The 25202-nt window shown below is 67.1% G+C and carries 26 protein-coding genes and 3 pseudogenes; 15 read left to right on the top strand and 14 right to left on the bottom strand.

Annotated elements, in window-relative coordinates; translation table 11 throughout:
* Window positions 1-97: 97 nt before the first annotated feature.
* Window positions 98-1186 (bottom strand): adenosine deaminase, encoded by a 1089-nt coding sequence (locus tag DFQ14_RS20460; RefSeq protein WP_114454960.1) that lies wholly within the window; start codon window positions 1184-1186, stop codon window positions 98-100.
* A 194-nt stretch (window positions 1187-1380) separates the two neighbouring features.
* Here DFQ14_RS20460 and DFQ14_RS20455 point away from each other — a divergent pair, with 194 nt between their 5' ends.
* Window positions 1381-2562: a hypothetical protein gene (locus DFQ14_RS20455; RefSeq protein WP_246195820.1), complete on the top strand. Its 1182-nt coding sequence runs from the start codon at window positions 1381-1383 to the stop codon at window positions 2560-2562.
* 7 nt (window positions 2563-2569) lie between these two features.
* Here the strand turns inward: DFQ14_RS20455 and DFQ14_RS20450 are convergent, their stop codons facing one another.
* Together DFQ14_RS20450 and DFQ14_RS20445 are read right to left on the bottom strand one after the other, a co-directional pair.
* The gene (locus tag DFQ14_RS20450) at window positions 2570-3850 is read right to left on the bottom strand and encodes a thymidine phosphorylase (RefSeq protein ID WP_114454959.1); all 1281 of its coding nucleotides are present in this window, start codon (window positions 3848-3850) and stop codon (window positions 2570-2572) included.
* Window positions 3851-3956: 106 nt separating this feature from the next.
* Window positions 3957-4334, bottom strand: coding sequence for a cytidine deaminase (locus tag DFQ14_RS20445; protein WP_114454958.1), 378 nt, complete (start codon window positions 4332-4334; stop codon window positions 3957-3959).
* Window positions 4335-4725: 391 nt separating this feature from the next.
* On the opposite strand from DFQ14_RS20445, the gene sdhC reads away from it, so the two are divergent.
* The 4 genes from sdhC to DFQ14_RS20425 all read left to right on the top strand — a co-directional run bounded on the left by sdhC (window position 4726) and on the right by DFQ14_RS20425 (window position 8254).
* Window positions 4726-5163 (top strand): succinate dehydrogenase, cytochrome b556 subunit, encoded by a 438-nt coding sequence (gene sdhC, locus DFQ14_RS20440; protein WP_114454957.1) that lies wholly within the window; start codon window positions 4726-4728, stop codon window positions 5161-5163.
* Window positions 5164-5167: 4 nt separating this feature from the next.
* Complete coding sequence (locus DFQ14_RS20435) at window positions 5168-5587, top strand: succinate dehydrogenase hydrophobic membrane anchor subunit (RefSeq protein ID WP_114454956.1); 420 nt, start codon at window positions 5168-5170, stop codon at window positions 5585-5587.
* 88 nt (window positions 5588-5675) lie between these two features.
* Window positions 5676-7466 carry a succinate dehydrogenase flavoprotein subunit gene (gene sdhA, locus DFQ14_RS20430; RefSeq protein ID WP_114454955.1) on the top strand — a complete coding sequence of 597 codons (1791 nt, stop codon included), beginning with the start codon at window positions 5676-5678 and terminating at the stop codon, window positions 7464-7466.
* Window positions 7466-8254: a succinate dehydrogenase iron-sulfur subunit gene (locus DFQ14_RS20425; protein WP_114454954.1), complete on the top strand. Its 789-nt coding sequence runs from the start codon at window positions 7466-7468 to the stop codon at window positions 8252-8254. Before sdhA ends, DFQ14_RS20425 begins: the two co-directional genes overlap by 1 nt.
* Before the next feature lie 82 nt (window positions 8255-8336).
* Here the strand turns inward: DFQ14_RS20425 and DFQ14_RS20420 are convergent, their stop codons facing one another.
* Window positions 8337-8564 carry an SCO4848 family membrane protein gene (locus tag DFQ14_RS20420; RefSeq protein WP_114454953.1) on the bottom strand — a complete coding sequence of 76 codons (228 nt, stop codon included), beginning with the start codon at window positions 8562-8564 and terminating at the stop codon, window positions 8337-8339.
* 97 nt (window positions 8565-8661) lie between these two features.
* On the opposite strand from DFQ14_RS20420, the gene DFQ14_RS20415 reads away from it, so the two are divergent.
* Both DFQ14_RS20415 and DFQ14_RS21935 read left to right on the top strand, forming a co-directional pair.
* Window positions 8662-9972: a D-alanyl-D-alanine carboxypeptidase family protein gene (locus DFQ14_RS20415; protein WP_246195821.1), complete on the top strand. Its 1311-nt coding sequence runs from the start codon at window positions 8662-8664 to the stop codon at window positions 9970-9972.
* 27 nt (window positions 9973-9999) lie between these two features.
* Window positions 10000-10146, top strand: a complete 147-nt coding sequence (locus DFQ14_RS21935) for a hypothetical protein (protein WP_158546735.1) — start codon at window positions 10000-10002, stop codon at window positions 10144-10146.
* A gap of 13 nt (window positions 10147-10159) precedes the next feature.
* On the opposite strand, the gene yhjD is transcribed toward DFQ14_RS21935, so the two are convergent.
* The 4 genes from yhjD to DFQ14_RS20395 form a co-directional block, all read right to left on the bottom strand.
* Window positions 10160-11200 carry an inner membrane protein YhjD gene (yhjD, locus tag DFQ14_RS20410; protein ID WP_114454952.1) on the bottom strand — a complete coding sequence of 347 codons (1041 nt, stop codon included), beginning with the start codon at window positions 11198-11200 and terminating at the stop codon, window positions 10160-10162.
* 54 nt (window positions 11201-11254) lie between these two features.
* Window positions 11255-12241 (bottom strand): tryptophan--tRNA ligase, encoded by a 987-nt coding sequence (gene trpS / locus DFQ14_RS20405; RefSeq protein ID WP_114454966.1) that lies wholly within the window; start codon window positions 12239-12241, stop codon window positions 11255-11257.
* 205 nt (window positions 12242-12446) lie between these two features.
* Entirely contained in the window at window positions 12447-12692 is a 246-nt protein-coding gene (locus tag DFQ14_RS20400; RefSeq protein ID WP_141921399.1) for a hypothetical protein, read from the bottom strand.
* Window positions 12693-13413: 721 nt separating this feature from the next.
* Window positions 13414-16014 carry a bifunctional FO biosynthesis protein CofGH gene (locus tag DFQ14_RS20395; RefSeq protein WP_257233773.1) on the bottom strand — a complete coding sequence of 867 codons (2601 nt, stop codon included), beginning with the start codon at window positions 16012-16014 and terminating at the stop codon, window positions 13414-13416.
* 189 nt (window positions 16015-16203) lie between these two features.
* Here DFQ14_RS20395 and DFQ14_RS20390 point away from each other — a divergent pair, with 189 nt between their 5' ends.
* The 4 genes from DFQ14_RS20390 (at window position 16204) to DFQ14_RS20380 (ending at window position 21035) form a co-directional block, all read left to right on the top strand.
* Entirely contained in the window at window positions 16204-17685 is a 1482-nt protein-coding gene (locus DFQ14_RS20390) for a S8 family peptidase (protein WP_179951630.1), read from the top strand.
* Window positions 17686-17868: 183 nt separating this feature from the next.
* Window positions 17869-18108: a hypothetical protein gene (locus tag DFQ14_RS21725; RefSeq protein ID WP_141921400.1), complete on the top strand. Its 240-nt coding sequence runs from the start codon at window positions 17869-17871 to the stop codon at window positions 18106-18108.
* Complete coding sequence (locus tag DFQ14_RS20385; RefSeq protein WP_114454948.1) at window positions 18105-18623, top strand: hypothetical protein; 519 nt, start codon at window positions 18105-18107, stop codon at window positions 18621-18623. The genes DFQ14_RS21725 and DFQ14_RS20385 overlap by 4 nt, the downstream gene beginning before the upstream one ends.
* Window positions 18624-18680: 57 nt before the next feature.
* Window positions 18681-21035: an acetyl-CoA acetyltransferase gene (locus DFQ14_RS20380; RefSeq protein ID WP_114454947.1), complete on the top strand. Its 2355-nt coding sequence runs from the start codon at window positions 18681-18683 to the stop codon at window positions 21033-21035.
* A gap of 20 nt (window positions 21036-21055) precedes the next feature.
* Here DFQ14_RS20380 and DFQ14_RS20375 read toward each other — a convergent pair whose 3' ends face one another.
* A complete protein-coding gene (locus tag DFQ14_RS20375; protein WP_114454946.1) occupies window positions 21056-21310 on the bottom strand; it encodes a hypothetical protein in 255 nt (84 codons plus the stop codon).
* Window positions 21311-21415: 105 nt separating this feature from the next.
* On the opposite strand from DFQ14_RS20375, the gene DFQ14_RS20370 reads away from it, so the two are divergent.
* A complete protein-coding gene (locus tag DFQ14_RS20370; RefSeq protein ID WP_114454945.1) occupies window positions 21416-21601 on the top strand; it encodes a helix-turn-helix domain-containing protein in 186 nt (61 codons plus the stop codon).
* Between the two features lie 71 nt (window positions 21602-21672).
* Here DFQ14_RS20370 and DFQ14_RS20365 read toward each other — a convergent pair whose 3' ends face one another.
* The 3 genes and pseudogenes from DFQ14_RS20365 to DFQ14_RS22685 all read right to left on the bottom strand — a co-directional run.
* A complete protein-coding gene (locus DFQ14_RS20365; protein ID WP_114454944.1) occupies window positions 21673-22053 on the bottom strand; it encodes a VOC family protein in 381 nt (126 codons plus the stop codon).
* Between the two features lie 47 nt (window positions 22054-22100).
* Window positions 22101-22232 (bottom strand): annotated as a pseudogene (locus DFQ14_RS20360) (exodeoxyribonuclease III); the annotation flags it as partial.
* Window positions 22233-22458: 226 nt separating this feature from the next.
* A pseudogene (locus DFQ14_RS22685) lies at window positions 22459-22572 on the bottom strand (hypothetical protein); the annotation flags it as partial.
* A 606-nt stretch (window positions 22573-23178) separates the two neighbouring features.
* Here DFQ14_RS22685 and DFQ14_RS20355 point away from each other — a divergent pair.
* The 3 genes from DFQ14_RS20355 (at window position 23179) to DFQ14_RS20350 (ending at window position 24645) form a co-directional block, all read left to right on the top strand.
* Window positions 23179-23460 (top strand): TFIIB-type zinc ribbon-containing protein, encoded by a 282-nt coding sequence (locus DFQ14_RS20355; protein WP_147275578.1) that lies wholly within the window; start codon window positions 23179-23181, stop codon window positions 23458-23460.
* Window positions 23461-23561: 101 nt separating this feature from the next.
* The gene (locus DFQ14_RS21720; protein WP_141921401.1) at window positions 23562-24092 is read left to right on the top strand and encodes a hypothetical protein; all 531 of its coding nucleotides are present in this window, start codon (window positions 23562-23564) and stop codon (window positions 24090-24092) included.
* Between the two features lie 178 nt (window positions 24093-24270).
* The gene (locus tag DFQ14_RS20350) at window positions 24271-24645 is read left to right on the top strand and encodes a hypothetical protein (RefSeq protein WP_141921402.1); all 375 of its coding nucleotides are present in this window, start codon (window positions 24271-24273) and stop codon (window positions 24643-24645) included.
* A 65-nt stretch (window positions 24646-24710) separates the two neighbouring features.
* On the opposite strand, the gene DFQ14_RS20345 is transcribed toward DFQ14_RS20350, so the two are convergent.
* Both DFQ14_RS20345 and DFQ14_RS22485 read right to left on the bottom strand, forming a co-directional pair.
* Window positions 24711-25025 carry a nucleotidyltransferase family protein gene (locus DFQ14_RS20345; protein ID WP_420810204.1) on the bottom strand — a complete coding sequence of 105 codons (315 nt, stop codon included), beginning with the start codon at window positions 25023-25025 and terminating at the stop codon, window positions 24711-24713.
* A gap of 48 nt (window positions 25026-25073) precedes the next feature.
* Window positions 25074-25202, bottom strand: a pseudogene (locus DFQ14_RS22485) (exodeoxyribonuclease III); the annotation flags it as partial.

Below are 25202 nucleotides of genomic sequence, written 5' to 3'. Positions count from 1 at the left end.
TCCGGCAACCGCTCCCGCGACGACGACGTCACCTGACCAGGCCTGGGCATGAACACACACTACCAGCCACACCCAACCTAAATCAGCGGTATTGCCTCTAACCGATGAGGGTGGCGTAGCCGGGTTTGATGATGTTGTTGATCACGTCCAGGCGCTCGTCGAAGCCGAGGAACGACGACTTCATCGCGTTCACCGTGAACCACTGCATGTCGGCCCAGCCGTACCCGAACGTCTCGTGCAGCGTGGCGAACTCGCTGGACATGGAGCAGTGGCTCATCAGCCGGTTGTCGGTGTTGACCGTGACCCGGAAACGCAGGCGGGCCAGCAGGCCGATGGGGTGTTCGGCGATCGAGGGCGCCGCCCCGGTCTGCAGGTTCGACGACGGGCACATCTCCAGCGGGATCCGGCGGTCCCGCACGTAGGAGGCCAGCCGCCCCAGGTGCACGGAGCCGTCGCCGTCGACCTTGATGTCGTCGACGATGCGGACCCCGTGGCCGAGGCGTTCGGTACCGCAGTGCTGCAGTGCCTCCCAGATGGATGGCAACCCGAAGGCCTCACCTGCGTGAATGGTGAAGTGGGCGTTCTGCTGGCGCAGGTACTCGAACGCGTCGAGGTTGCGGGTCGGCGGGAAACCCGCCTCGGGCCCGGCGATGTCGAACCCGACGACCTCGGCATCGCGGTACCGCACGGCCAGTTCGGCGATTTCGGCCGAGCGCGCGTTCTGCCGCATCGCGGCCAGCAGGGTCCCGATGCGGATCCACCTGCCGGAGGCGGCGACACGCCGTTCCCCTTCCCGGAAACCGTCCTGCACGGCCTGGACGATCTCGTCGAGCGTCAGACCGCCTTCCTGGAACAGTTCCGGGGCGTAGCGCACCTCCGCGTACACCACGCCGTCGTCGGCCAGGTCCTCGACACATTCGGTGGCCACGCGCACGAGCGCATCGCGCGTCTGCATCACCGCAACCGTGTGGGAGAACGTCTCCAGGTACCGCTCCAGCGACCCCGAGTCGGCCGCCTCCGCAAACCAGCGCCCCAGCGCCCGGGGGTCCTCGTGCGGCAATTTCCGGTAGCCGACCTCACGGGCGAGCTCGATCACCGTCTCCGGGCGCAACCCACCGTCGAGATGATCGTGGAGCAACACCTTGGGGGCCAGCGGGATCGTTTCCGTGCTCACCGGCGTCACCATGGCACCACGTTACTACCGTCCGGCCCCGCACGGTGACAACCCGTGCCGCGACACACCGAAACGCTCGAGCGCCGGTGCACACCCCACCACCGGCGTGCACCGACGCAAGATCCAGGGGTGTCTGTTTTCACCCTGATCCGGTAGCTACCCTCTACTGGGCCGCCCCTCCCCCCCGACGAAGGACGCCCGTAACCGTGAACGAGAACAACCAAGCAGGTTTGTCGTTCGATCGCATGCGCAACATGCTCACGCGTGCTGCCGAGATCCGCGAGAGCGAACAGCAGCAGATTTTCGACGCACTGGACGAGATCAACGCCCGGATGTCGCCGTTGGAGTCGCTCGGCTCCATCCGCAAGCGACTGTCCGAACTGCCCGACCGCACCGAGGTCAGCGTGCTCGCCGAGCGGATCGACGAGGCGCTGTCCAAGCTCGAGTCCCAGGACAATGCGATCGCCGGGCTCAGCACCACGGTCGACGGACTCGTCGACAAGTTCTCCCAGCCGTTCGCCCAGCTCGACGGACGCCTGGATGGGATGACCGGCCGTTTCGACGGGGTCGCGGGCCGGGTGGACAGCTTGGAGGACAAGCTCACCCATCTCGGCCAGCGCCTCGACGAACTGGGAGCGCACCTGGACAAGCAGGACAACCGGATCGACGAGCTGCCGGGCTCGGTGCACGGACCGGTCCGGGAGCGCCTCGACTCGATGGAGACCAGCCTGCGCGGACGGTTCGCGGAGATCGACGAGGGTGTGCACGAGCACATCGACGGCACGCGAGAAGCGCTGCAGCGCTCGGTGACCGAATCGGCCGACACCGTGCAGAACGCGGTGGGCCAGGCGGTGTCCGGCAGCAGCGAGCAGATCAGCGGCAAGCTCGACGAGCTCGCGGCTCGCCCGGCCGTGGATCCCACGCAGCACCTCGACCAGCTCGCCGAGCGGCTCGAAGCGCTCACCAACCGGTTGGACCGGGTTTCCACCCGGATCGACTCCGTCGAGGAGAACGTCAACAACCGGCTGGAGACCGTCGAGCAGGGCGTCACCGACCGCCTCGGCGACCTCAGCGGGACGCTGGCCACGAACCTCTCGCAGATCAGCGGTTCGCTCGCCGAACGCCCCGACACCGAGTCGCTGGACTCGCTGGTGCGCAACGCCAACGAGGAGACCGAGCGCAGGCACGCCGGCCAGCTCGACGAGGCGATGGCGACCTTCGCCGAACTCATCCTCGGTGGTGGCGCCCCGGCGGCTCCCTCCGCACCGGCACCGCCGACCGCTCTGCCCCGGCAGCAGCGGCGCGGGAAGTCCAAGAGCGCCAAGCGTGACCCGGACAAGTCCGGCGGCACCGACGAGGGGGACGACTACACCGTCGAAAGCGCGTGATCGGCGCTCACGGACCCACCCGGTCCAGGATCAGCGGTGATGGGGCCACCTCGGTGTCGATGATCGTGAACGCGCCGTCCAGCGCCTCCAGCGCTCCCGAGACGGCCTCCGGAGTGTCGGTGTACAGGTCGAGCAGGGGCTGCCCCTGCTCGACCCGCTCCCCCGGCTTCGCCCGGCACACCACCCCCGCCGCATGCTGCACACGGTCCTGCCTGCGCGTTCGCCCGGCACCCAGGCGCCACGCCGCCACACCGACGGCGTAGGCGTCCAGCGAAGCCAGCGTGCCGCTTGCCGGCGCGGGGAGCACGTGGCTGTGCGCGGCACGCGGCAGCGCCGCCTCCGGATCACCGTCCTGCGCGGCGATGATCCGGCACCACTGCTCATAGGCCTCGCCCGAGGCGAGCACCTGCGCCGGGTCCACCCCGGAGATCCCGGCGCGGTCGAGCATCTCGCGCGCCAGCGCGACCGTCAGCTCGGCAACATCGGGCGGCCCCGCACCGCGCAGCACCTCGACCGCCTCGGTGACCTCGAGCGCATTGCCGACCGTCCTGCCCAGAGGAGTCGACATCGCGGTGAGCAGGGCGCTGGTGTTCACACCGTTGGCGGTGCCGATCGACACCAGGGCCTCGGCGAGCTCACGGCCCCGCTCGGGGTCCTTCATGAAGGCCCCGGACCCGCACTTGACGTCCAGCACGAGACAGCGAGTCCCCTCGGCCAGCTTCTTGCTCATGACGGAAGCGGCGATCAGCGGGATCGACTCCACCGTGGCGGTGACATCGCGCAGCGCGTAGAGCTTGCGGTCGGCCGGTGCGAGCCCCTCCGTCGCCGCGCACACCACGGCCCCGACCCTGTCGAGACGATCACGGATCTCGTCGGCGGTGAGTTCCGCCCGCCAGCCGGGGATGGACTCCAGTTTGTCCAGCGTTCCCCCGGTGTGCCCGAGTCCCCGGCCGGACAGCTGTGGCACGGCGGCCCCGCATGCGGCCACCAGCGGTGTCAGCGCCAGGGTGATCTTGTCTCCCACGCCACCGGTGGAGTGCTTGTCCACCGTGGGTCGCCGTACCCCTGCGAGATCCAGGGTCTCGCCGGAGGCCACCATCGCGGCCGTCCAGCGGGCGGTCTCATCCGCGTCCATCCCGCGCAGCAGGATGGCCATCGCCAGCGCCGACATCTGCTCCTCGGCGACATCGTCGCGCGTGTAGGCATCGATCACCCAGTCGATCTGGTCGCCGGTGAGTCGATGCCCGTCGCGCTTGGCCCGGATCACGTCGGGGGCGGAGTGGGACATGAGCGGCCTTTCGTATCGGACAACACCAACCGGCCTCACTCTTACCCGACGCCGTCCCCCGACATCCGCATGTCCGTGGTCCCGCGTGTCCGCAAGGCCGGTGTTCTTACAGCTCGAAGGCGTCCGGCAGCATCTCGCGCATCGTGCGAATGCCGTTCGGGGTGTCGAGAAGGCACTCCGGGCCACCCAGTTCGACAAGCAGCTGGCGGCAACGTCCGCACGGCATCATCAGCTCGCCCCCGTCTCCGCGGCAGGTGACGGCGACGAACCGTCCCCCTCCGGTCAGCCGCAGCTGACCTGCCATCGTGCACTCCGCGCACAGGGTGAGTCCGTACGAGCCGTTCTCGACATTGCAGCCGACGACGAGGCGCCCGTCGTCGCACAGTCCCGCCGCGCCGACCCGCAGCCCGGAGTACGGGCAGTACGCGTCGGCTGCCGCTCGTGTCGCGGCCTCCCGCAGCGTGTCCCACTCGACCGTGCCCACCGCGCACCATCCCTTCCTGACTCGGACCACGTGAGAGCTGTGACGGGAATCATGTTCCGGGGGGCCGTGCCGATCACTCACGGCCTTTTTCGGGTGGGAGAACTCTCACATCCGCGACTTGACGCTATCGGGCATCTCGCCCGAAAGAATCGTGTTCCGGTTTCTACATCGATCCACTCGCCGCGGTGAGTTGTCGGCTCGATCACAGCAGGCACAGGCGAGTAGGCCGACCGGATGTCGCAGGTCTAGCATCCGATGGGTCAGGGACTCGCTACAGGTGACCGGTGGCGCACGTGAACACATACCCGTGTGTTCCTGCGTCGAATCCCGGACGCCGGTTTGTCGCGGAGCGGGTCCGTCAGTTCACCAGCGACGTTGGAGGCCTTCCATCATGGCCGGCACCACCGCCACCGCGGCGGAGACACGCCCGCGCGAGGAATATCCTCGCGCCAAGGGCACGCTCTACCGCGGCGACCTGGGCATGTGGTCGTGGGTCGCCCACCGCATCACAGGCGTACTCACCTTCTTCTTCCTGTTCGTACACGTGCTGGACACGGCTCTGGTCCGGGTCTCACCCAACGCGTACGACACGGTGATCAGCACCTACAAGCATCCCGTCATGATCCTGTTCGAACTGGGTCTGCTGGCTGCGGTGCTGTTCCACGCGTTCAACGGCATCCGAGTGATGCTGATCGACTTCTGGTCCGAGGGTACCCGGTTCCAGCGCCCCATGCTGTGGACTGTCGTGGGCCTGTGGCTGGTCCTGATGATCCCGGCGGCGATCAGCATGCTCACTCGCGCCATCACGGAATTGTTCGGGGGGCACTAGAACCATGACCACAACCGAAGCACCCCTGTCCGTCGACAAGCCACGCTCGGCGACCCGACCGGCCGCGCGCCGCAACAACTTCGAGCTCTACAGCTGGGTGTTCATGCGGCTGTCCGGTGTCGTGCTGCTGTTCCTGGTCCTCGGGCACATGCTCATCATGCTGTTCCTGGACGGTGGCGTGCAGCGCATCAACTTCGCCTTCGTCGCGGGACGCTGGGCGTCGCCGTTCTGGCAGTTCTGGGACCTGACGATGCTGTGGCTGGCGGGCCTGCACGGAGGCAACGGCCTGCGCACCGTCATCAACGACTATGCCCGCTCGGAAACGACCCGCTTCTGGCTGCGGACACTGCTCTACTGCTCGATCGTGCTGACCGTGGGCCTGGGCACCCTGGTGCTGTTCACCTTCGACCCGAACATCAGCTGATCGTCGCAGAAGCAGACCCGAGCGCCCCGCGTGAGCTTCGACGTACCGAACCCCGGTGGGGACTCGCCACCAGCCCAAGGAGGCGACCATGCAATTCCACAAATACGACGTGGTCATCGTCGGCGCCGGGGGTGCCGGGATGCGCGCCGCGATCGAGTCCGGCCAGCGTGCCCGCACGGCCGTACTCACCAAGATCTACCCGACCCGCTCGCACACCGGCGCGGCGCAGGGTGGCATGTGTGCCGCCCTGGCCAACGTCGAGGAGGACAACTGGGAGTGGCACAACTTCGACACGATCAAGGGCGGCGACTACCTGGTCGACCAGGACGCCTCCGAGATCATGGCGAAGGAGGCCATCGACTCGGTCCTGGACCTGGAGCGGATGGGGCTGCCGTTCAACCGGACCCCGGAAGGCAGGATCGACCAGCGCCGGTTCGGCGGCCACACCCGCGAGCACGGTAAGTCGCCGGTACGCCGCGCCTGCTACGCCGCCGACCGCACCGGCCACATGATCCTGCAGACGCTGTACCAGAACTGCATCAAGCACGGCGTGGAGTTCTTCAACGAGTTCTACGTTCTCGACGTCGCCATGAGCGAGAACGAAGACGGTGAGCAGGTGTGCACCGGTGCCATTGCCTACGAGCTGGCCACCGGCGAGATCCACGTGTTCCACGCCAAGTCGGTCGTGTTCGCCACCGGTGGCTTCGGCAAGGTCTTCAAGACCACCTCCAATGCCCACACCCTCACCGGTGACGGCATGGGCATCGTCTACCGCAAGGGCCTGCCGCTGGAGGACATGGAGTTCTACCAGTTCCACCCGACCGGCCTGGCCGGGCTGGGCATCCTCATCTCCGAGGCCGTGCGCGGCGAGGGCGGCATCCTGCGCAACGCCGACGGCGAGCGGTTCATGGAACGCTACGCGCCCACGATCAAGGATCTCGCCCCGCGCGACATCGTGGCCCGGTCCATGGCACTGGAGGTCCTCGAGGGCCGCGGCTGCGGCCCGAACAAGGATTACGTGCTGCTCGACGTCACGCATCTCGGTGAGGACGTGCTGGAGCAGAAGCTGCCGGACATCACCGAGTTCTCCCGCACCTACCTGGGTGTCGAGCCGCTGAACGAGCCGGTGCCGGTCTACCCGACCGCGCACTACGCGATGGGGGGTATCCCCACCAACGTGCAGGCCGAGGTGTTGCGCGACAACGACGCCGTCGTGCCCGGTCTCTACGCCGCGGGCGAATGTGCTTGTGTCTCGGTGCACGGGTCCAACCGGCTGGGGACGAACTCGCTGCTGGACATCAACGTGTTCGGCCGCCGTGCGGGAATCGCCGCCGCCGAGTACGCCCACGAGCACAGCCACATCGAGATGCCGGAGGAGCCGGCCAAGCTCGTGCAGGGCATGGTCGACCACCTGCGCACCGCCCAGGGCGGTGAGCGGGTCGCCAACATCCGCACCGCCCTGCAGGAGACGATGGACGCCAATGCCTCGGTGTACCGCACCGAGGAGACCCTCAAGCAGGCACTGTCGGACGTGCAGGTGCTCAAGGAGCGTTACGGCCGGATCGCCGTGCACGACAAGGGCATGCGATTCAACAGCGACCTGCTGGAGGCCGTCGAGCTGGGCTTCCTGCTCGACCTGGCCGAGTCGCTGGTCAATGCCGCTCTCGCCCGCAAGGAGTCGCGCGGCGGCCATGCCCGCGAGGACTACACGGCCCGCGACGACACGAACTTCATGCGCCACAGCATGTCGTACAAGCAGTTGCCGGACGCCGAAGACCCGAACGCACCGCTCGGGCTCACCGGATTCCTCGCCGATATCCGGTTGGACTACAAGCCCGTTGCCGTGACCCGGTACCAGCCGATGGAGCGTAAGTACTGATGACCGCCACTCTCAGCAACAACGACAGCACCACGGCGGACCTGCCGTCGGACGCACCGCCGATCCCCGAGGGCGCCACGATGGTGACCGTCAAGATCGAGCGGTTCAACCCGGAGGTCGACGAGGATCTGCACTGGGAGTCCTACCGGGTTCCGGCGCTGCCGACCGACCGCGTGCTCAACCTGCTGCACTACATCAAGTGGTACATCGACGGAACCCTGACCTTCCGCCGGTCGTGCGCCCACGGTGTGTGCGGCTCGGACGCCATGCGCATCAACGGTGTCAACCGGCTGGCGTGCAAGGTTCTGCTGAAGGACATGTTCGCCAAGAGCGGGGAGACCACGATCACCGTGGAGCCGATCAAGGGGCTGCCGGTGAACAAGGACCTGCTGGTGGACATGGAGCCGTTCTTCGAGGCCTACCGCGCCATCAAGCCGTACCTGGTCACCTCGGGCAACGAGCCGACCCGGGAGCGTACCCAGTCGATCGCCGAGCGCGAGCGCTTCGACGACACCACCAAGTGCATCCTGTGTGCGGCCTGCACCACGTCCTGCCCGGTGTACTGGTCGGAAGGCTCCTACTTCGGTCCCGCCGCGATTGTCAACGCGCACCGGTTCATCTTCGACAGCCGGGACGAGGCCACCGAGGAGCGCCTGGACATCCTCAACGACCAGGACGGCGTCTGGCGGTGCCGCACGACCTTCAACTGCACCGACGCCTGCCCCCGTGGTATTCAGGTGACCAAGGCGATTCAGGAGGTCAAGCGGGCCCTGATGTTCCGTCGCTGACGGACCGTGACGTCGTGCATCCGGTGCCGCCTCGCCGGATCAGGGGTTGTGCGGTTTCGCGTGAAACCGCACAACCCCCACGTCAGCGGCGTGACGCTCGGCAACCACGCCAGCCCATCACGCCGATCACCGTCCCCAGAACGAGGGACACCACGGCAATCACCAGGTGCACCACGAGGTAGGCGGTCGGGGCACCGCCCTCCCAGGAACGCTCACCGGTCCAGATGTTGCGGATGAAGGTCGGCCACAGCAGCCAGGACCAGACGCCGAAGGCAAGCAGGAACAGTGCGGATCGGAAGGACAGTTTCACCCTTCCAGTATCGACCCCCTTCCGTGCGTCACACGGGCGGGGCTTTTCGGCACTGTCGGCGGAACCATGGCGTTGCGGGATTCGTTAGCCTGCCGATGTGCCTGTGAGAGCCCGGCGCCCGGCCACCGTGCTGCGCGCGAAAACCGCCATCGCCGTCGGCGTCCTGCTCATCGTCGTACTCGGTCCCCGCGCCGCTCTCGCAACGGAAACCGAGATCGCCGAGCCACCGGCGAACTGCCCCAACGCAACACTGCCACCACCTCCCGTGGACAGTTCCGAGGTGCCGCCGTCCGGCGTTCCCTCGCCCGAACCGCTCCCGGTCCCGGAAGAAGCCGTCGGCGGTGAGCGGATGGGCGCGTGCGGCGTGATCGTCCCCTCCGGCTCTCCTGCGGTACCCACCGAGGTGACCTCGTCCACCTGGATCCTCGCCGAGCTCGACAGCGGCGACGTGCTCGCCGCGAAAAATCCGCACGGCAGACACCGGCCCGCCTCCGTCATCAAGGTTCTCACCGCGCTGGTGGCCATCCGGCAGCTCGACATGTCCGAGACCATCACGGTCACTCAGGCCGACGCCGGCAAGGAAGGCAGCAAAGCCGGCCTCGTCCCCGGAGTCACCTACACGGTGCGGCAGGTGCTGACCGGCCTGCTGCTGCAGTCCGGCAACGACGCCGCGCACGCCCTGGCCAGGAAACTCGGCGGACCCGACCGCACGCTCACCCGCATGAACCGGCTCGCCCGTGAACTGGGTGCGCTGGACACCAGAGCCGCCACACCATCCGGTTTGGACGGGCCCGGTATGAGCACGTCCGCCTACGACATGGCGCTGATCTTCCGCGCCGCACTGCAGGAACCGGCATTCGCCGAGATCGTCGCGAGGCACCATGCCGAAATCCCCGGCAGACCGGACGGCCCGCCACTGCAGCTGTACAACGACAACGACGTGCTCCGGAACTATCCGGGGGCCCTGGGCGGCAAGACCGGATACACCAACGACGCGCGCCACACCTATATCGCCGCCGCCGAGCGGGACGGACACAAGCTGGTCGCGGTCCTGCTCCGCGGCGAGAACCATCCGTTGCCCCTGTCCCAGCAGGCCACGGCACTGCTGGACTACGGGTTCCGTCTCGGCGCGGACGCCCAGGCGGTGGGGCAACTGGAATCGCCGCAGCCCGCGTCCTCGACCAGCCGGGCACCGCAGCAGCAGGCAGGCATGGCGGAAAAGGTGGATTCCTCGGGACCGCCGGAGGCGTCGGGGTCATCGCTGTTCGGCACGGTCGGTGGGCCACTGGCTCTGCTGGTCACGGCTCTCGTCGCCGTACTCGGTGCCGTGGGCGTGCGGCAGCGCCGCGCGAAACTCGCAGCAACACGCCGCGACAGCGCCGAGCTGACCGACGACGAGCACCCGTGACCGACGTCGAGTCTCCGCTCACCCGTGGTGGGCACACTGACCATCTATCGGCGTTGGGGCTCGAAAGAAGCCCTGATCGCCCGGGCCTTCGGCGCAAGCCGGAGCCACCCCGAGATCCGCCGCTACATGGAGGCGGTCCACCGCCAGGCCGGGATCCTTCCGGACAGGAGGTGATCAATCGTCCGGATCACCATCGGCGCCGCGCGAACCAGCCGAGAACCGCCCCGAGGCCGAACAGGCCGGCCGCGAGCGCCGTACCCGAGCGCTCCTGCACCACCGGCCGGATCACCGCCGGAGGGGGCGGTTCCGGCGGCACGAGTTCCCGGTTCTCCTGTGCCTGCGCGGTCCACGCGGTCACGAACAGGATGAAGCGGGAGACCAGGTAGGCGAACACGAGCAGACCCAGGATCGGGCCGAACGCGGCCGCGGCCGGGGAGCTGTTGAGACTGCTGATGTAGAACACGCCGACCTGCTTGAGCACCTCGAAACCCACCGCCGCGAACAGGGCGCCCCACACGGCACTGCGCAGCGTGACCGATTTCCGCGGCAACCGCGCCAGTACCCACAGGAACACCAACCAGCTCGCGGCCAGGGACAGCAGGATCGTCAGCAGCCGCAGAGCAACAGCGGCAAAGGCGGTGTTGCCGATGCCGACCAGGGTGAACAGGGCATCACCGGCCATTCCCCCGAGGGCGCTGATCGCGAAGGACACCACCAGGGCCAGACCGAGCCCGACCAGGGAGGCCAGGTCGACGACGTACTTCTTCAGAAACGACAGCTGCGTGGGGCCCTGCCCCCATTGCGCGGTCAGTGCCTCGCGCAGGTTGGTCATCCAGCCCAGCCCCGAGTACAGCGCCCCGAGCAGGCCGATGATGCCCACGGTGCCTGCCTGCTGAATCGCCTCGTTCACGATGTTGGTGAGCAGGGTGCTCAACTGCTCGCTGGGGACGGACTCGGCGATGGCGCTCTGCAGCCGTTCGAGCAGAGCGGGATTGCTCGCCAGGATGAAGCCGGCCACGGCGAAAGCGATCATCAGCAGCGGCACGAGCGAAAGCACGCTGAAGTAGGTGATCGCGGCCGCGTAGTAATCGCCGTACTGCTCCTGGTAGCGCCCGGCAGCCCGCACGAGTCGATCGAGCCGGGGGTACCTGCGCCGCAGCAGGTCCAGTCTGCTCGGCTGTGCCTCATCGGCTTTCGCCGTGCGTGCCGGTTGACTGCGATCGGCCACTGTTCACCTCCTGCCCGGTGGAACACGGCCGAAGGTTACCCCCGCATGATCGGGTCAGCCTGCCGGAGGAAGGAATCCGACCCGATCGAACACCGTGCGCACGGTTTCGGAAGCCACCTCGCGGGCGTGCTCGGCCCCACGCCGCAGGATCTTGTCCAGCTCGGCCGGGTCGTCGAGGTAGGTCCGCACGCGCTCCTGGAACGGGGTGACGAAGTCGCCCAGGATCTGACCGAGATCCTTTTTCAGGTCCCCGTAGCCGCGGCCTTCGTAGGCGGCCTCGAGATCGGCGATCGAGCGGCCGGTCATGGCCGAGTGGATCACCAGCAGGTTGCTCACTCCGGCCTTATTCTCCGGGTCGTAGTGGATCTCCCGCCCGCTGTCGGTCACCGCCGAGCGAACCCTCTTCGCCATGCGCTTGGGTTCCTCCATGAGCTCGATCAGGCCGGAGGGCACCGACTTGCTCATCTTCGAGTCCGGATCCTGCAGGTCGAAGATCCTGGCGGTGTCCTGCGGGATGTGCGCGTCGGGTACCACGAACGTCTCGCCGAAGCGGGAGTTGAACCGCTGGGCGAGGGTGCGGCTGAGCTCCAGGTGCTGGCGCTGGTCCTCACCGACCGGTACCACGTCGGTCCGGTACAGCAGGATGTCGGCGGCCATCAGGGCCGGATAGGTGAACAGCCCCACGCTGACGTGCTCCTCGGCCTGCCGGGCGGACTTGTCCTTGAACTGGGTCATCCGCGCGGCTTCCCCGTAGCCCGTCAGGCACTCCAGGACCCAGCTGAGCCGGGTGTGCTCGGCAACGTGGCTCTGCACGAACAGCGTGCTGCGCTCCGGGTCGATTCCCATCGCCAGCAACTGCGCCGCAGCGTAGCGTGTGTTGCTCCGCAGTTCCTCGGGATCCTTGGCGATGGTGATCGAGTGCAGGTCGACCACGCAGTAGAACGCGTCGTGGGTGTCCTGCAACGCGATCCAGTTGCGCAGCGCGCCCAGGTAGTTGCCGAGGTGGAAGGAACCGGCGGTGGGTTGAATACCGGAAAACACGCGCTGACGCGGTGCGGCCGTCGCCGCCTCTCCGGCGCCGGAAGCCTGACTCACAGTGTCCTGGGAAACGGGCTCGTCGCTGCTCACCCTGCGATTCTCGCAGAAGGCCGCGACCGCTTTTCCCGCGAGTCCGTGGTAGCGGCACGGCCGCGACGGCAACCCCCTGCACAACAGGCCGCACCTGCGGACGCCGACCGGGGGCGATTCAGAACTTGCGCTCGTTCTCGGGTTGCACGGTGGCCTTCTTGCGGCGGAAGGCGCCCGCGAGCATCCCCGTGATGCCGAGGCCGACAGCAGCCAGGCCGACGGGGGCACCGAGGGACTCCAGCGGCGTCGCCTGGGCCTGAACGTGCTGTTCGAGCGTGGCTGCGCCTGCGGTCGCCGTACCGATGAACATCGTGGCGATGAGTACGAACACTCGGATGCAGGCGCGAGTCATTCGACTACCCACGAGCGATGCCTCCCTCAATGGACACCCGTCCGGGTCAACAACCAATGCAGGTCCCCGTCTGCCGGACCGTGCCGAAGACCGGGGGACGAAATGGCCACCTTCCGTAACCACAAAAGTGTCCAATGCAGTAATCCGGAAATACCGACCGGACAAGGCAGCGGTGGACCAACAACGCCGCGAAGATCGTAATGCCCATCACGAAGACGCTTGCACCGGGTTCCCGTCTGCAAACGAACGCGCTGGTCACTCGGAAGAACCGGCCGAGGAGTCGATGTGGCGAATCGGGGTTCGGGCAAGAGCGGCCGAGCGGGGCCGTCCTGGCCCGACACATATACGCCCTGTCGGGCGGATTGCTGTATCCGTAGGACGCGACAACTGCCTCAGCACACCTTCCCCGCCCGCGCACACGATGCCCGAAATCGTGGGGACGGAGGCGAGACGAATGCCCGACGATGCGGACGGGCGTTCACTGCTCTCCTCCTACGTGGCCGCGCGGATTGGTGTCGGCTGACCGGCTGTGTGCGGCCGTTTCGGCAAGCGGCGTCAGCCGCTTCCTTTTCCACGTAGGCAGCAGGCACCGCCGCGGGTTCTCGCCGCACAGCCTCGCGAGGACAGTCCCGACGTGATGGAGAGTCGCTACCTGATGTCGGGGCTCGGCGCAGCGAGGCGCAGCCGGAGGTTCCGCCACCCGCACCCCTACGCAAACCAATCCGCGGACCCCTTACCCCGAAACCTCCGTGATGCCGAGGTGGCTGACCGGTACGGGTCCGTAGGTGGTGCCGCGCTGACGAGCGCGCCGGTCGACGCGGGCGGCGAGGGTGTGCAACTGCTCGATGGTGCGTTCGGATCCGTGCTCGGACCCGGCCATGCGGCTGATCGTCTCCTCCATCAGCGTGCCGCCGAGGTCGTTGGCGCCACCGGTGAGCACCTCCGCGGTGCCCTCGTCGCCGAGCTTGACCCAGGAGCACTGCACGTTGTCGATGCGTCCGTGCAGCGCCAGGCGCGCCATCGCGTGCACCGCGCGGTTGTCGCGCCGGGTCGGCCCCGGCCGGGCGAGCCCGGCGAGGTAGATCGGCGCGTTGCGGTGCACGAACGGCAGCGGGACGAACTCGGTGAACCCGCCGACCCCGTTGGCGGCGGCGGCATCCTGCACGCCCGCGATCGTGCGCAGGTGCCCGAGCCAGTGCTCGGGGGTGTCCACGTGCCCGTACATCATCGTCGACGACGACGGGATGCCCAGGCGGTGCGCGGTGGTGATGACCTCGATCCATTCCGAGGCGGGCAGCTTGCCCTTGGTCAGCACCCAGCGCACATCGTCGTCGAGGATCTCGGCGGCCGTGCCGGGAACGCTGTCCAGTCCGGCATCGCGCAGCTCGGTCAGCCAGGCCTCGATGCTCACCCCCGCCTTGGCGGCGGCGCTGACGACCTCCATCGGGCTGAACGCGTGCACGTGCATCTCGGGCACCCGGTCCTTGACCGCCCGCACCAGGTCGGCGTAGCCGGAGGTCGGCAGGCGCGGGTCGATGCCGCCCTGCATGCACACCTCGGTCGCTCCGGCGCGGGCGGCCTCCTCGGCCCTGTCGGCGACGTCGTCGGGCGCCAGCCGGAAGGCGTCGGCGTCACGCTCGCGCTGGGCGAAGGCGCAGAACCGGCATCCGACGTAGCAGATGTTGGAGAAGTTGATGTTGCGGTTGACGACGTAGGTGATGTCACCGCCGACCACCTCGCGGCGCAACTCGTCGGCCAGCCCCGCCAGCTCCTCCATCGCGGCACCGTCGCAGGTCATCAGCGCCATCGCCGCATCGGTGTTGCTCTCGTCGAGCAGGGCGGCCGGGTCCTGGGAGGCGATGCGCAGACCTTCGCGCACATCGGAATCGAGCCGTTCCGGTGCCCGCGCCGTGGGCAGTTGCTGCCGCAGTTCGTCCCAGTCGCCGTAGACGGTGTCGAAGTCGCCGCGACGGTCCTCGCTGCGCCCGACGGTGTCGATGCTGCTTCCCAGGTCGGTGCGCCCGATCGAGGCGAAGCCACCGTCGGGCTCCTGCCACGGCATTCCGGCAGGCTGCGCGTCCCGGCGCGCCAGCCCGTCCGTCATGGACAGTTCCGCGACGTGGCCGGTCACCCGCGGGTCCAGCCACGGGGTGCTGTCTCCGGCCAGTCCCGCGCGTACGTAGCGCGGGTAGGCACTCAGGCGCTCGTGCAGCTCGAAACCGCCCGCCGCGGTCTGCTCGGCCAGCTCGTCGATGGCAGGCCAGGGCCGCTCGGGGTTCACGTGATCCGGGGTCACCGGAGAGACCCCGCCCCAGTCGTCGATGCCGGCACGCAGCATCAGCCGGTGCTCGTCGCCGACGAGGTTGGGTGGTGCCTGCACGCTCACCCCCGACGGCATCAGCAGCCGCGCCACCGCGATCGTGGCGGCCAGATCGCCCAGGTCGGCATCCGGCATCCCACGCATCGCCGTGTCCGGTTTGGCCCGGAAGTTCTGCACGATGACTTCCTGGATGTGCCCGTACCGGCGTGCGGCGGCGCGCAGCTCCAGCAGCGACTCGGCGCGCTCGGTGGTGGTCTCGCCGATGCCGATGAGGATGCCGCTGGTGAACGGCACCGCGACCCGGCCCGCATCGGACAGCACCCGCAACCGCACGGCGGGTTCCTTGTCCGGGCTGGCGTAGTGCGCCTTGCCGGGCTCGCTGAACAGGCGCTCGGAGGTCGTCTCCAGCATCATTCCCATGCTCGGAGCGACCGGCTTCAGCCGGGTCAACTCCTGCCAGCTCAGCACGCCCGGGTTGAGGTGTGGCAGCAGTCCGGTCTCCTCCAGCACCGCGATCGCACAGGCCCGCACGTAGTCCAGAGTGGAGGAATAACCGCGCGCCTCGAGCCACTCCGCCGCCTGCGACCAGCGATCCTCCGGCCGGTCGCCGAGGGTGAACAGGGCCTCCTTGCAGCCGGCCTCGGCTCCCCGGCGCGCGATGGCCAGCACCTCCTCCTGTTCCAGGAAAGGCGCCTCGAGCTTGTGCGGCACCGTCGCGAACGTGCAGTAGTGGCACCGGTCGCGGCACAGCCGGGTCAGCGGGACGAACACCTTGCGGCTGTAGGTGACCACCCCCGCACGGCCCTCGGCGGTGGAATGCGCATCCCGGGCACGGGAGGCCGCATCCAGGAGGGTGTCCAGGTCGTCACCGCGAGCGTGCAGCAGCACTGCGGCCTCGGTGGCGTCCAGCGTGACACCATCGGCCGCTCGGCGAAGCGCCCGGCGCATCGCCGATGCGCTCGGGGCGGGTTCCTGCGGGGACTCGGGCGGGGGAACTTCGAGATCAGCCGGCACGCTCCCAACCGTAGTCCCGTTGTGCTGTGCTCCACACCCGGCAACGAGCAGGTGAAGATCACATCACATATCACTCTCGTGGATGTTGATTACTCCGTTCTGCCCTGTACCCCGAGGCCGATCGGCCGCAGACTTTCTCGTTCAGTAATCACGACAGCCCTCGAGAAAGAACGGATGTCACTCAGGGAAATGAGACACAATCCATTGCGTATCGTCGGCTCGGCGTTGGCACTGTCCTTGCTCGTGCCCGCCACTGCCGCCGGCGCTCCCGAACAGGCGAGTGCGGCCACCGCCGCCCCTGCCCATTTCATCGTCCTCGGTCCGACCGGCGAGAGCCTGCAGACCACCGGTGACTCGGTCCGCGACACCGGTGGCACGGTGGTGCAGAGCTGGCCGGAGATCGGCGTCGTTCTCGCGACCTCGACCGACCCCGGCTTCGCCGAAGCCGTCCGCGACGAGCCCGCCGTCGACGGCGCGGGAGCCAGTCGCAACCTCGCCGAGCAGCGCCCCGACAACAAGCGGGCCAGCACGATCGAAAAGGTCTCGGGCACCGCGGAGCCGCAGGCCACGATCGCCGGTGCGGAACGGGAACCGCTGGAGTCCGAGCAGTGGGACATGCGGATGATCCGGTCACCGAAGGCCCACACCGTCTCCGAGGGCAGCGAGGACATCACGGTCGGCGTGCTCGACTTCGGCATCGACCCGACCCATCCCGACCTCGCCCCGAATCTGGACATGTCCAAGTCGGTGAGCTGCGTCGACAACGGCATCCCGGACACCTCCGTCGAGGCCTGGGCCCCGACGGGCATCCAGCAGTCCCACGGCAGCCACGTCGCGGGCAGCATCGCCGCCGCCCGCAACGACGTCGGCATCGCCGGGGTGGCCCCGAACGTGAAGCTGGCCTCGATCCGGGTCGTCAGCGATGAAGGCTTCATCTATCCCGGGGCCGCGATCTGCGGCTTCATGTGGGCGGCCGAGCACGGTATCGACGTCACGAACAGTTCCTACTACGTCGACCCGTGGCAACTGTGGTGTCGGAAGGATCCGGACCAGGCCGCTGCGGCCGAGGCGGTCCGCCGCGCCGTCGCCTACGCCCAGGACCACGACATCGTCAACGTCGTGGCCGCGGGCAACAGCAACTGGGACCTGCACAAGCCCGTCCACGACACCACCAGCCCGAACAACGGCGGCCCGACGCAGGACCGCTGGGCCGGGCCCAATTGCGCGGTGCTGCCCGGTGAACTGCCCGGCGTCGTGACGGTCTCCGCAGTGGGTCCGGAGCAGGAGAAGTCGTTCTACTCCAACTACGGGATCCAGGAGATCGATGTCACCGCACCCGGTGGCGATTCCGAGCAGACGCCCGCCACACCGTCCGGCAACGGGCTGGTGCTGTCCACCCTGGCCGGCGGCGGCTGGGGCTACATGCAGGGCACCTCGATGGCCTCGCCGCACGCCGCAGGGGTGGTCGCGCTGATCCGCAGCACGCACCCGGACTGGACCGCCGCACAGGTCAAGGACGCGATGGCGACCCAAGCCGATTCCCTGCCGTGCCCGAAGGGCTACGACACCGACGGTGACGGCGAGCGGGACGCGCAGTGCAACGGCGGCAGGACCGGCGCCGGTTTCTACGGTGCCGGGTTGATCGACGCGCTCGACGCGGTGCGGCGGTGATCAAGGCGATCTGACGGCCGAACCGATCGACGCGGCCCGAGAGGGCCGCAGCCGCTGCCGAGGGGCCTTCCGCGCTTGCGGAAGGCCCCTCGTGCCATCTCGGGACAGGATCACCCGGTCGAGCCCTGCCTTCACCCGAGTGTGCGTTGTACACTGACAACAGTCCGTTGCACACTCGCAACGGTGATCAGCAAGCAGCGTCACCCGAAGAAACCGATCGCCGAGGTGTTGCGGCGGGCGCAAGAGGAGGGCCTCCTCGTGGTGGAGCTCCACAAGGGTCACCGGTGGGGTCGCCTCGTCTGCCCGGACTGCGGCGAGCAGATGCCGATTTACTGCACCCCACGAGTCCCCGAGCACCATGCGGAGCGGCTTGACAAGTTTCGTAATCGGCACCGTGGCACACCGAAAGGGGAACATTCGTGAATCACCATGACTTCACTCTTGTTCTCAACCGAATTCCGAGCGAGGACGAGTACGACCTGCTGTTCGAGTCGGGCTGTGACGACGCAAGTCCGGAAACTCGCAATGGTACTGCGCTTGTCCATTTCGACAGGGACGCTCCGAGTCTCACCCACGCTCTCGTCACGGCGATCCGCGATGTGGAACGGGCGGGGTTTCGAGTGCAGGCCGTCGAGACGGACGACCTCGTCTCCCTGCGCACGATCGCCGATCGGTTGGGGCGCAGTTACGAGGGCATGCGGCTGATCGCCACCGGGCAACGCGGCCCCGGGGCCTTCCCCGTCCCGCTCTCCGGCGACGGCTGGTCGCTGTACTCCTGGTCGCAGGTCGTCGACTGGTCCACCAGACATTTGGACGCGCGCGAGGCGGTGAGCACGTTCGAGGTCGAGATCGCGGCGGCCAACCACATCGTGCGCGCCCGGAACATGCTGCACGAGGACACCGAACGCGCCGAGTTGGCCCGACTGCTCAGCGCCTGAACGAGCACGGATACCTTCCCCCGAGCGACACGAGCAGGACGGCACGAAGGACACGACATGGATCTCGATCCCCGGACGCCCGTACTCGTCGGCGTCGGCCAGTTCTCCGAACGCATCGACGACGATTCCTACCGGGGGCTGTCGCCGGTCGGGTTGGCCGCCGAGGCCGCGCAGGCCGCTCTGGCCGATACCGGCACCGACGGTGTGGCCGGTGCGATCGACGTCGTCGCCGGTATTCGCCAGTTCGAGATCTCCGTTCCGGGAGCCGAGGCACCGCTGGGGCGTTCGGACAACTACCCGCGTTCGGTGGCGGCGCGCATCGGTGCCGAGCCGGAACGCGCGATCCTCGAGGTGACCGGCGGGCAGGGCCCGCAACACCTGGTGAGCGAGCTGGCGGGATCGATCGCAGCCGGTGAGGCCGAGGTCGCCCTGACGTTCGGTTCGGAAGCCCTGTCCACGGTGCGTCACCTCGCCGGAGCCGACCAACCACCCGACTTCTCCGAGGAGATCGGCGGACAGCTCGAGGACCGCGGCATGGGGCTGCGCGGGCTGGCGGGTCGTTACGAGGCCGACCACGGACTGACCGAGCCGATGAGCCAGTACGCGCTGTTCGAGCACGCGCGCCGTCGGCGGCTCAAACAGTCGCACGAGGACTATGCCCGCACGATGGGGGAACTGTTCGCGCCGTTCACCCGGGTGGCCGCCGACAACCCCCACGCGGCTGCCCCCGCGGTCCGCTCGGCCGAGGAGCTCGTCACGCCGACCGAACGCAACCGGCGCGTGGCCGATCCCTACACCCGCATGGTGGTCTCCCGCGAGCAGGTCAACCAGGGGGCGGCAGTGCTGCTCATGTCGGTGGCCGCCGCGCGCCGCCTCGGCGTGCCGCAGGACAGGTGGGTCTTCCTGCACGGCCACGCCGACCTGCACGAGCGTCCCCTGCTCGAACGCACCGATCTGAGCCGCAGCCCGGCGGCGGTGCTGGCGATCGAGCACGCCCTCGACGAAGCCGGGATCACGCTCGACGACGTGGCCACTCTCGACCTCTACAGCTGCTTCCCGATCGCGGTGTTCGCCCTCTGCGACGGGCTGGACCTCTCCCCGGAGGATCCGCGCGGTTTGACCGTCACGGGAGGGCTGCCCTTCTTCGGTGGTGCGGGCAACAACTACTCGATGCACGCGATCGCCGAAACGGTGGCCCGACTGCGTGCCGCTCCGGGCACGTTCGGGCTGGTCGGCGCCAACGGCGGGTTGCTGTCCAAGTACTCGGCCGGCGTGTACTCGACCACTCCCGCGGCATGGCGGCCGGACAGCAGCGCACGCCCCCAGGCCCGCATCGACGAGCGGCCCGCCGCCGAGTACACCCGTGAACCCGAGGGCTGGGCCACGGTGGAGACCTACACGGTCCGGTACCGCCGCTCCGGGGCGCTCGGGGTCGTGGTCGGCAGGCTGGAGGCCGACGGTCGCCGCTTCCTCGCCACGACTCACGGCCAGGACGAGGAGACCCTGCGCACCCTGACCGACTCCGACCCGCTCGACAGCCGGGTGTTCGTGCGCTCCTTCGGTTTCGGCAATCGCGTGACCACCACCGAGGAGCGGATGAACGAGTTGTTCCCACCGCGGCCCGCGGTACTGCGCGACGACTACGAACACGTTCTCGTGCATCGGGACGGCCATGTCCTCGAGGTCACCATCAACCGCCCGGATGCGCGCAACGCGCTGCACCCCGAGGCCAACGAGGAACTCGACGAGATCTTCGACGCCTACTTCGCCGATCCGGACCTGTGGGTGGCGATCCTGACCGGTGCGGGCGACAAGTCCTTCTCGGCGGGCCACGATCTCGCCTACAGCGCCAGCGGCAAACCGGTGTGGGTTCCCCGCAACGGGTTCGCCGGTCTCACCAGCCGTGGCGATCGCACGAAACCGGTGATCGCGGCGGTGAACGGTTTCGCCATGGGCGGCGGTTGTGAGATCGCGCTGGCCTGCGATCTCGTCGTCGCCGACACCACCGCGCAGTTCGCCCTCAGCGAGGCCAGGGTCGGTCTCATCGCCGGCGCCGGGGGGCTGGTCCGGCTCCCCCGGACGATCCCCCCCAAGGTCGCCACCGAGATGATCCTGACCGGGCGCACGCTCGGTGCGCAGCAAGCCCGGGACCACGGCCTGGTCAACCAGGTCACCGAGGCGGGAGCCGCCCTCGACGGAGCCCGGGAGCTGGCTGCCGAGATCCTCGAGTCCTCACCGACATCGACACGTCTGTCCCTGCAGGTCATGGCCGAGACCGAGGGCATCGCCGACACCCTCGAGGCGGTCCGCCATGACTCCAGCGCTCTGGACGAGCTCATGGTCAGCGAGGACACGATCGAGGGAGTGACCGCCTTCGCCGAGAAGCGCAAGCCACGATGGCGCAACCGGTGAGCAGCGGATAGTCGATCCCCTCAGGAGTCCGCGGGTTTCCGGTCTCGCTCGGCCAGCAGCGCAGACCAGCAGTGCCCGCAGGTGGGGATCCAGACCCAGTCCATCTCCGACGGTGCGGCCATCGGCACGGTGACGCCGCACACCGTCTCTCCGTTCCGGCGGCCGTCCCACCTGCGGCCGCCCCGGAAGGCGTGCCGTCGGTTCTCCGGGCTCGGTATCGGCAGCCAGTAGTGCCGCTCGTGGTCCGGCACGTACCGGTGCACGTTGTCACTCATGCTCGCTCCCCACTACCTAAAGTGCTCGTACTACCAATACTACCTAAACTGCTAAATCAGCTAAAGCTACCAGCGGGAGCGATCGAAAAAACCTACGATCGGGCTATGTCCGGGGATCGATTGCTGACGAGCGGTCAGTTGGCCAAAGAGCTGGGGATCTCACACCAATCGATCACGCACTACGCTCGGACAGGACAACTGGAACCGGCTCTCGTCACGCCCGGCGGTCAGTACCGCTGGAACCTGGACGACGTCCACCGTCAGCTGCGGGAGATGCGCAAGCGTTCCTGACTCCGTAAGCCGGTTCGGCACGCCCGCCGGTGAGCATGGCGGCATCCGGCCCCCGAACCGGCCGGTTGTCCTCAACCGCCGTAGTGCACGGCCTCCACGTTGTGGCCGTCGAGGTCGCGCAGGAACACCGCGTAGTAGCCAGGGTGGTACTCGGGCCATTCGCGCGGTGCGTGCAGCACCTCGATGCCCGCTTCCCGGGCGGCGTTGTGGACCGCGTCGACGGTCTGCCGGTCGGGCGCCCGGAAGGCCAGGTGCAGTTCCCGCGTCTCGACCGCCGCTGCCCGGCTCAGCCAGAAGACCGGAATGTCATCCGGCCCGGACAGGCCGACGACAAACGTGTCCCCATCGGGAAACCGCATCGCCTCGCCGATCCCGAGGGGCGCGAAGGCGCGGAGGTAGAAGTCCAAGGACGCCTGAACGTCGGCCACCTGGATACCGATGTGGTCCATCATGAGAGCAGACTAGGCGCGACGACCGACAACGCGCGCGGCCGGAGACTTCAGAGGTCGTAGGCGACGGTGACCGGAGCGTGGTCGGACCAGCGCTTGTCGTAGGACGGCGCGCGCTCGACCTTCGCCTCCAGCGCACGCGCGGCGATCCCCTCGGTGGCGACCTGGTAGTCGATCCTCCAGTCGATCGACCGGGGAATCATCGAGAAGCAATCCTCACGGCACGAATCGGGGCAAAGCAGATGCCCGCCTCGAACACGGACAGTGTGCCTGCCGCGTGAAGAACCAACTTTCCAGGAGCGAGCGCAGAAACCGGTGCAGCGCAAGGAGTTTCTCGGTGAGGAGCTGCCACACCAGAGCATCGTCAACAGCCGCGTACGATCTTCCCCCTGTTGGCCGGACACGTGGTTATGCGGCCTCGGGTAGTTCCTGCTGTCCCCACTGCTCGGGGCTGGCATAGCCCAGAGCGGAGTGCAGTCGTCTGCGGTTGTACCAGGTCTGGATCCAGACGAAGATGGTCTGGCGTGCCTGAGCTCAGGTCGCGAAGCGGTGTCGGTGTACGAGTTCTCGTTTCAGTGCTCCGAAAAACGACTCCACGATTGCGTTGTCCCAACAGCCGGTGCGTCCGAGAGAGCGGTGGATGCCCAGGCGGGAACAGTGCTGGGCGAACTGGGCGCTGGTGACATCCACGGTCGCTATGGAAGATCACCCCGGCGTCACCACCGCGGGTAGCTACCGCAGTGTCCAGGCAGTCGGCGACGAGGTCGGTGCGCAGGTGGCTGGCGTCGCTTCCCCCATGGGGGCTTTCTACGTTGGGCTTCGCCCTAACCCGTTTCCAGACCAAGCCGCCAGCCTGCTACCGGGCCCCTGACAGCTCCCCGGGCCGTACTCACACCGGCAGGCGACGACGAGCTTTCGATCAGGTCATGGCCGCTGGGCAATCACCTCCTGATCACTGGGCGCACCGGCTGCAGTACTAAGGGAGCTATGACTTCCGAGACAGCCTTCGCCCGTCGACTCGCAGACACTGTGCTCGCACGGCTGCGGGCCGACGGAGGGCCCGCCTGGTCCGTCCTCGAGATCAAAGTCGCCGAAAACAAGATTCCTCCGCTCCGGGATAGTGGCAACGTGAAGAGTCTGTCGATCACTATTGGCGACGCTTCGAGCCCCGAGTACCCCGTCGGGGTCCACTTCACCATCGGGGTGCCGCTGATCGACGCGATCATTGCCACCACGGAGCAGATCCAGGAGCACATGCTGGAGGCCACGAGAGGGGCACTGCTGCCCGCGTGCCCCGGACACCAGCATCCGCTGCAGGTAGCAGAGCGAGACGAGGTGGCGATATGGGTGTGTCCCCGGGACCCCGCGCACTACGCGGAACCCGTTCTCCCCCAAGACACCACCGGGTGACCGATTCCCAGGTGTCGGCTCGGCACGGAGCCCACTGAAGTGATGCAGAAAGAGCCAACTCGTCTTGTGGGGAGACCGCTGTACTGACTACTTTTCCAGCTGTGGCTTGGGGTAGCTCGAATAATTTCGCGGAGTCGCATACCCAAGCCAGTCTTCTTGGTGACAAGGTCAAATTTTCCGGGTCCGAGAAGTACACCGTTTCGATCAACGGTGTTGAATATAATCCAGTACGCACATCAGATGTATGGGCTGCATGTGGCATCTGGGATGACAACATGAAGTTGGTTCGCACTTTCCCGCGAAATGGTCCACCAATTGGAGAATCAGCTTTCCTTCGTTGTGGCATGGAAAAATGGGGGTACAGGCACATCAAGGCTCGCCATATGAACGATTGGAAGCGCGTAGCCGCGTATGCCGGCAGCTATAATTGGCGCGATTTTGCCGACTGGGCAATCGAACAAGTTCTGATCGCTCCCTATGCCACCAACTACAGCGCAACACATGATATGTGGAATTACCGTGCTCCGCTTGTGATCCGTGACAATAATGGCAACGTCATTAAGCGCTACCGCCCACTTGTGGCAGTGGCCAATGCAGACAGTAATATAATTACTGCATTCCCCAGGAGGTAGAGAGCTGGTTTAGTGGGCCGAGTATACCCGGTTTGGCCTGCCGAGCCGGGTATACTTCTGTGACTACATCAGGGATGGCGCGTGAGTTAGAATAGAGGAATGCTGCGCACAGTAATCGCGAATACGTAAGGTTGCTCGGTCGATACAGAAGGCGACTGGAGAGGACATGGAGTCGGCTATGCGTGATAGTGACCTCTTTGCAGAGTTCATCAAGCGACTCAAGAGTGATTCAGAAGTGCGAGTCAACGATGACAAAATGTTCGTTGATTTGTTCACATGGGAGGAGGAGAATTTGGACCCTCCGATTCGATTGCATGTGAGTCCCGCCATCTTGGGGCTGCACTTGCGCAAGATGGAGTCGGCGGGCGGGGAAGTATTTCCGAATGTCGAGCCAATCATCGGTGCGCTGCAACTCTTTTTTGTGCATATAATGGAGACGATCGCAACGCGCAGGCAAGGGGATAATGATCTTGTAGTGGTGGGCGAGGACGGGCCACTGCTGGCAGTCCGCAGCAACGATCTGCACGGTGGACCGGGCGGTATCGACCAGTGAGGTTTTCTCGGTGATTTCTGCGGTGTTCGGTGTGGGCAAGGGACGGGCGGCTTGCAGGATAGCGCCTACGTTGCATAGAGCTCTTCCCGCGTCTCCAGGACGCGTTGCCTGAAGTACGGGTTACGAAGACCGGATGCGCTCACGACATCGACCTGCCTGTCCAGAATTCGTTCGAGCCCTTCCTTCAGATCGAAGTAGGTGCCGAAGTAGTCGAAACCAGGTCCTGCGTCGAACTCGACGAGAACATCGACGTCACTGGAGGCGGCATCGAACGAGTCCCCCACGGCCGAGCCGAAAAGGTCGAGGCGACGCACCGACAACGTCGAGCACAATTCCTCGATTTCCTGACGTTTCGCTTCGACCAACTGGTGCACGGCCATCACCTCCCGACCGCATTATGCCCGGCCAGAGGCGTGCGACCGAGGATCTCAGAGGTCGTAGGCGACGGTGACCGGAGCGTGGTCGGACCAGCGCTTGTCGTAGGACGGCGCGCGCTCGACCTTCGCCTCCAGCGCACGCGCGGCGATCCCCTCGGTGGCGACCTGGTAGTCGATCCG

The organism is Halopolyspora algeriensis (genome assembly GCF_003337235.1).
Taxonomy (GTDB): Bacteria; Actinomycetota; Actinomycetes; order Mycobacteriales; family Pseudonocardiaceae; genus Haloactinomyces; species Haloactinomyces algeriensis.
Note: the sequence above shows the minus strand (reverse complement) of the source record. Positions and strands in the feature narration are given on the sequence as shown.

Coding starts and splice junctions, on each gene's coding strand:
- DFQ14_RS20435 (WP_114454956.1), top strand. CDS start 5,168: ATGACCACAACCGAAGCACCCCTGTCCGTCGACAAGCCACGCTCGGCG.
- DFQ14_RS20365 (WP_114454944.1), bottom strand. CDS start 22,053: ATGATGGACCACATCGGTATCCAGGTGGCCGACGTTCAGGCGTCCTTG.
- sdhC (WP_114454957.1), top strand. CDS start 4,726: ATGGCCGGCACCACCGCCACCGCGGCGGAGACACGCCCGCGCGAGGAA.
- DFQ14_RS20345 (WP_420810204.1), bottom strand. CDS start 25,025: ATGGCCGTGCACCAGTTGGTCGAAGCGAAACGTCAGGAAATCGAGGAA.
- DFQ14_RS20450 (WP_114454959.1), bottom strand. CDS start 3,850: ATGTCCCACTCCGCCCCCGACGTGATCCGGGCCAAGCGCGACGGGCAT.
- DFQ14_RS20370 (WP_114454945.1), top strand. CDS start 21,416: ATGTCCGGGGATCGATTGCTGACGAGCGGTCAGTTGGCCAAAGAGCTG.
- DFQ14_RS20375 (WP_114454946.1), bottom strand. CDS start 21,310: ATGAGTGACAACGTGCACCGGTACGTGCCGGACCACGAGCGGCACTAC.
- sdhA (WP_114454955.1), top strand. CDS start 5,676: ATGCAATTCCACAAATACGACGTGGTCATCGTCGGCGCCGGGGGTGCC.
- DFQ14_RS20460 (WP_114454960.1), bottom strand. CDS start 1,186: ATGGTGACGCCGGTGAGCACGGAAACGATCCCGCTGGCCCCCAAGGTG.
- DFQ14_RS20425 (WP_114454954.1), top strand. CDS start 7,466: ATGACCGCCACTCTCAGCAACAACGACAGCACCACGGCGGACCTGCCG.
- DFQ14_RS20380 (WP_114454947.1), top strand. CDS start 18,681: ATGGATCTCGATCCCCGGACGCCCGTACTCGTCGGCGTCGGCCAGTTC.
- DFQ14_RS20390 (WP_179951630.1), top strand. CDS start 16,204: ATGAGACACAATCCATTGCGTATCGTCGGCTCGGCGTTGGCACTGTCC.
- DFQ14_RS20350 (WP_141921402.1), top strand. CDS start 24,271: ATGCGTGATAGTGACCTCTTTGCAGAGTTCATCAAGCGACTCAAGAGT.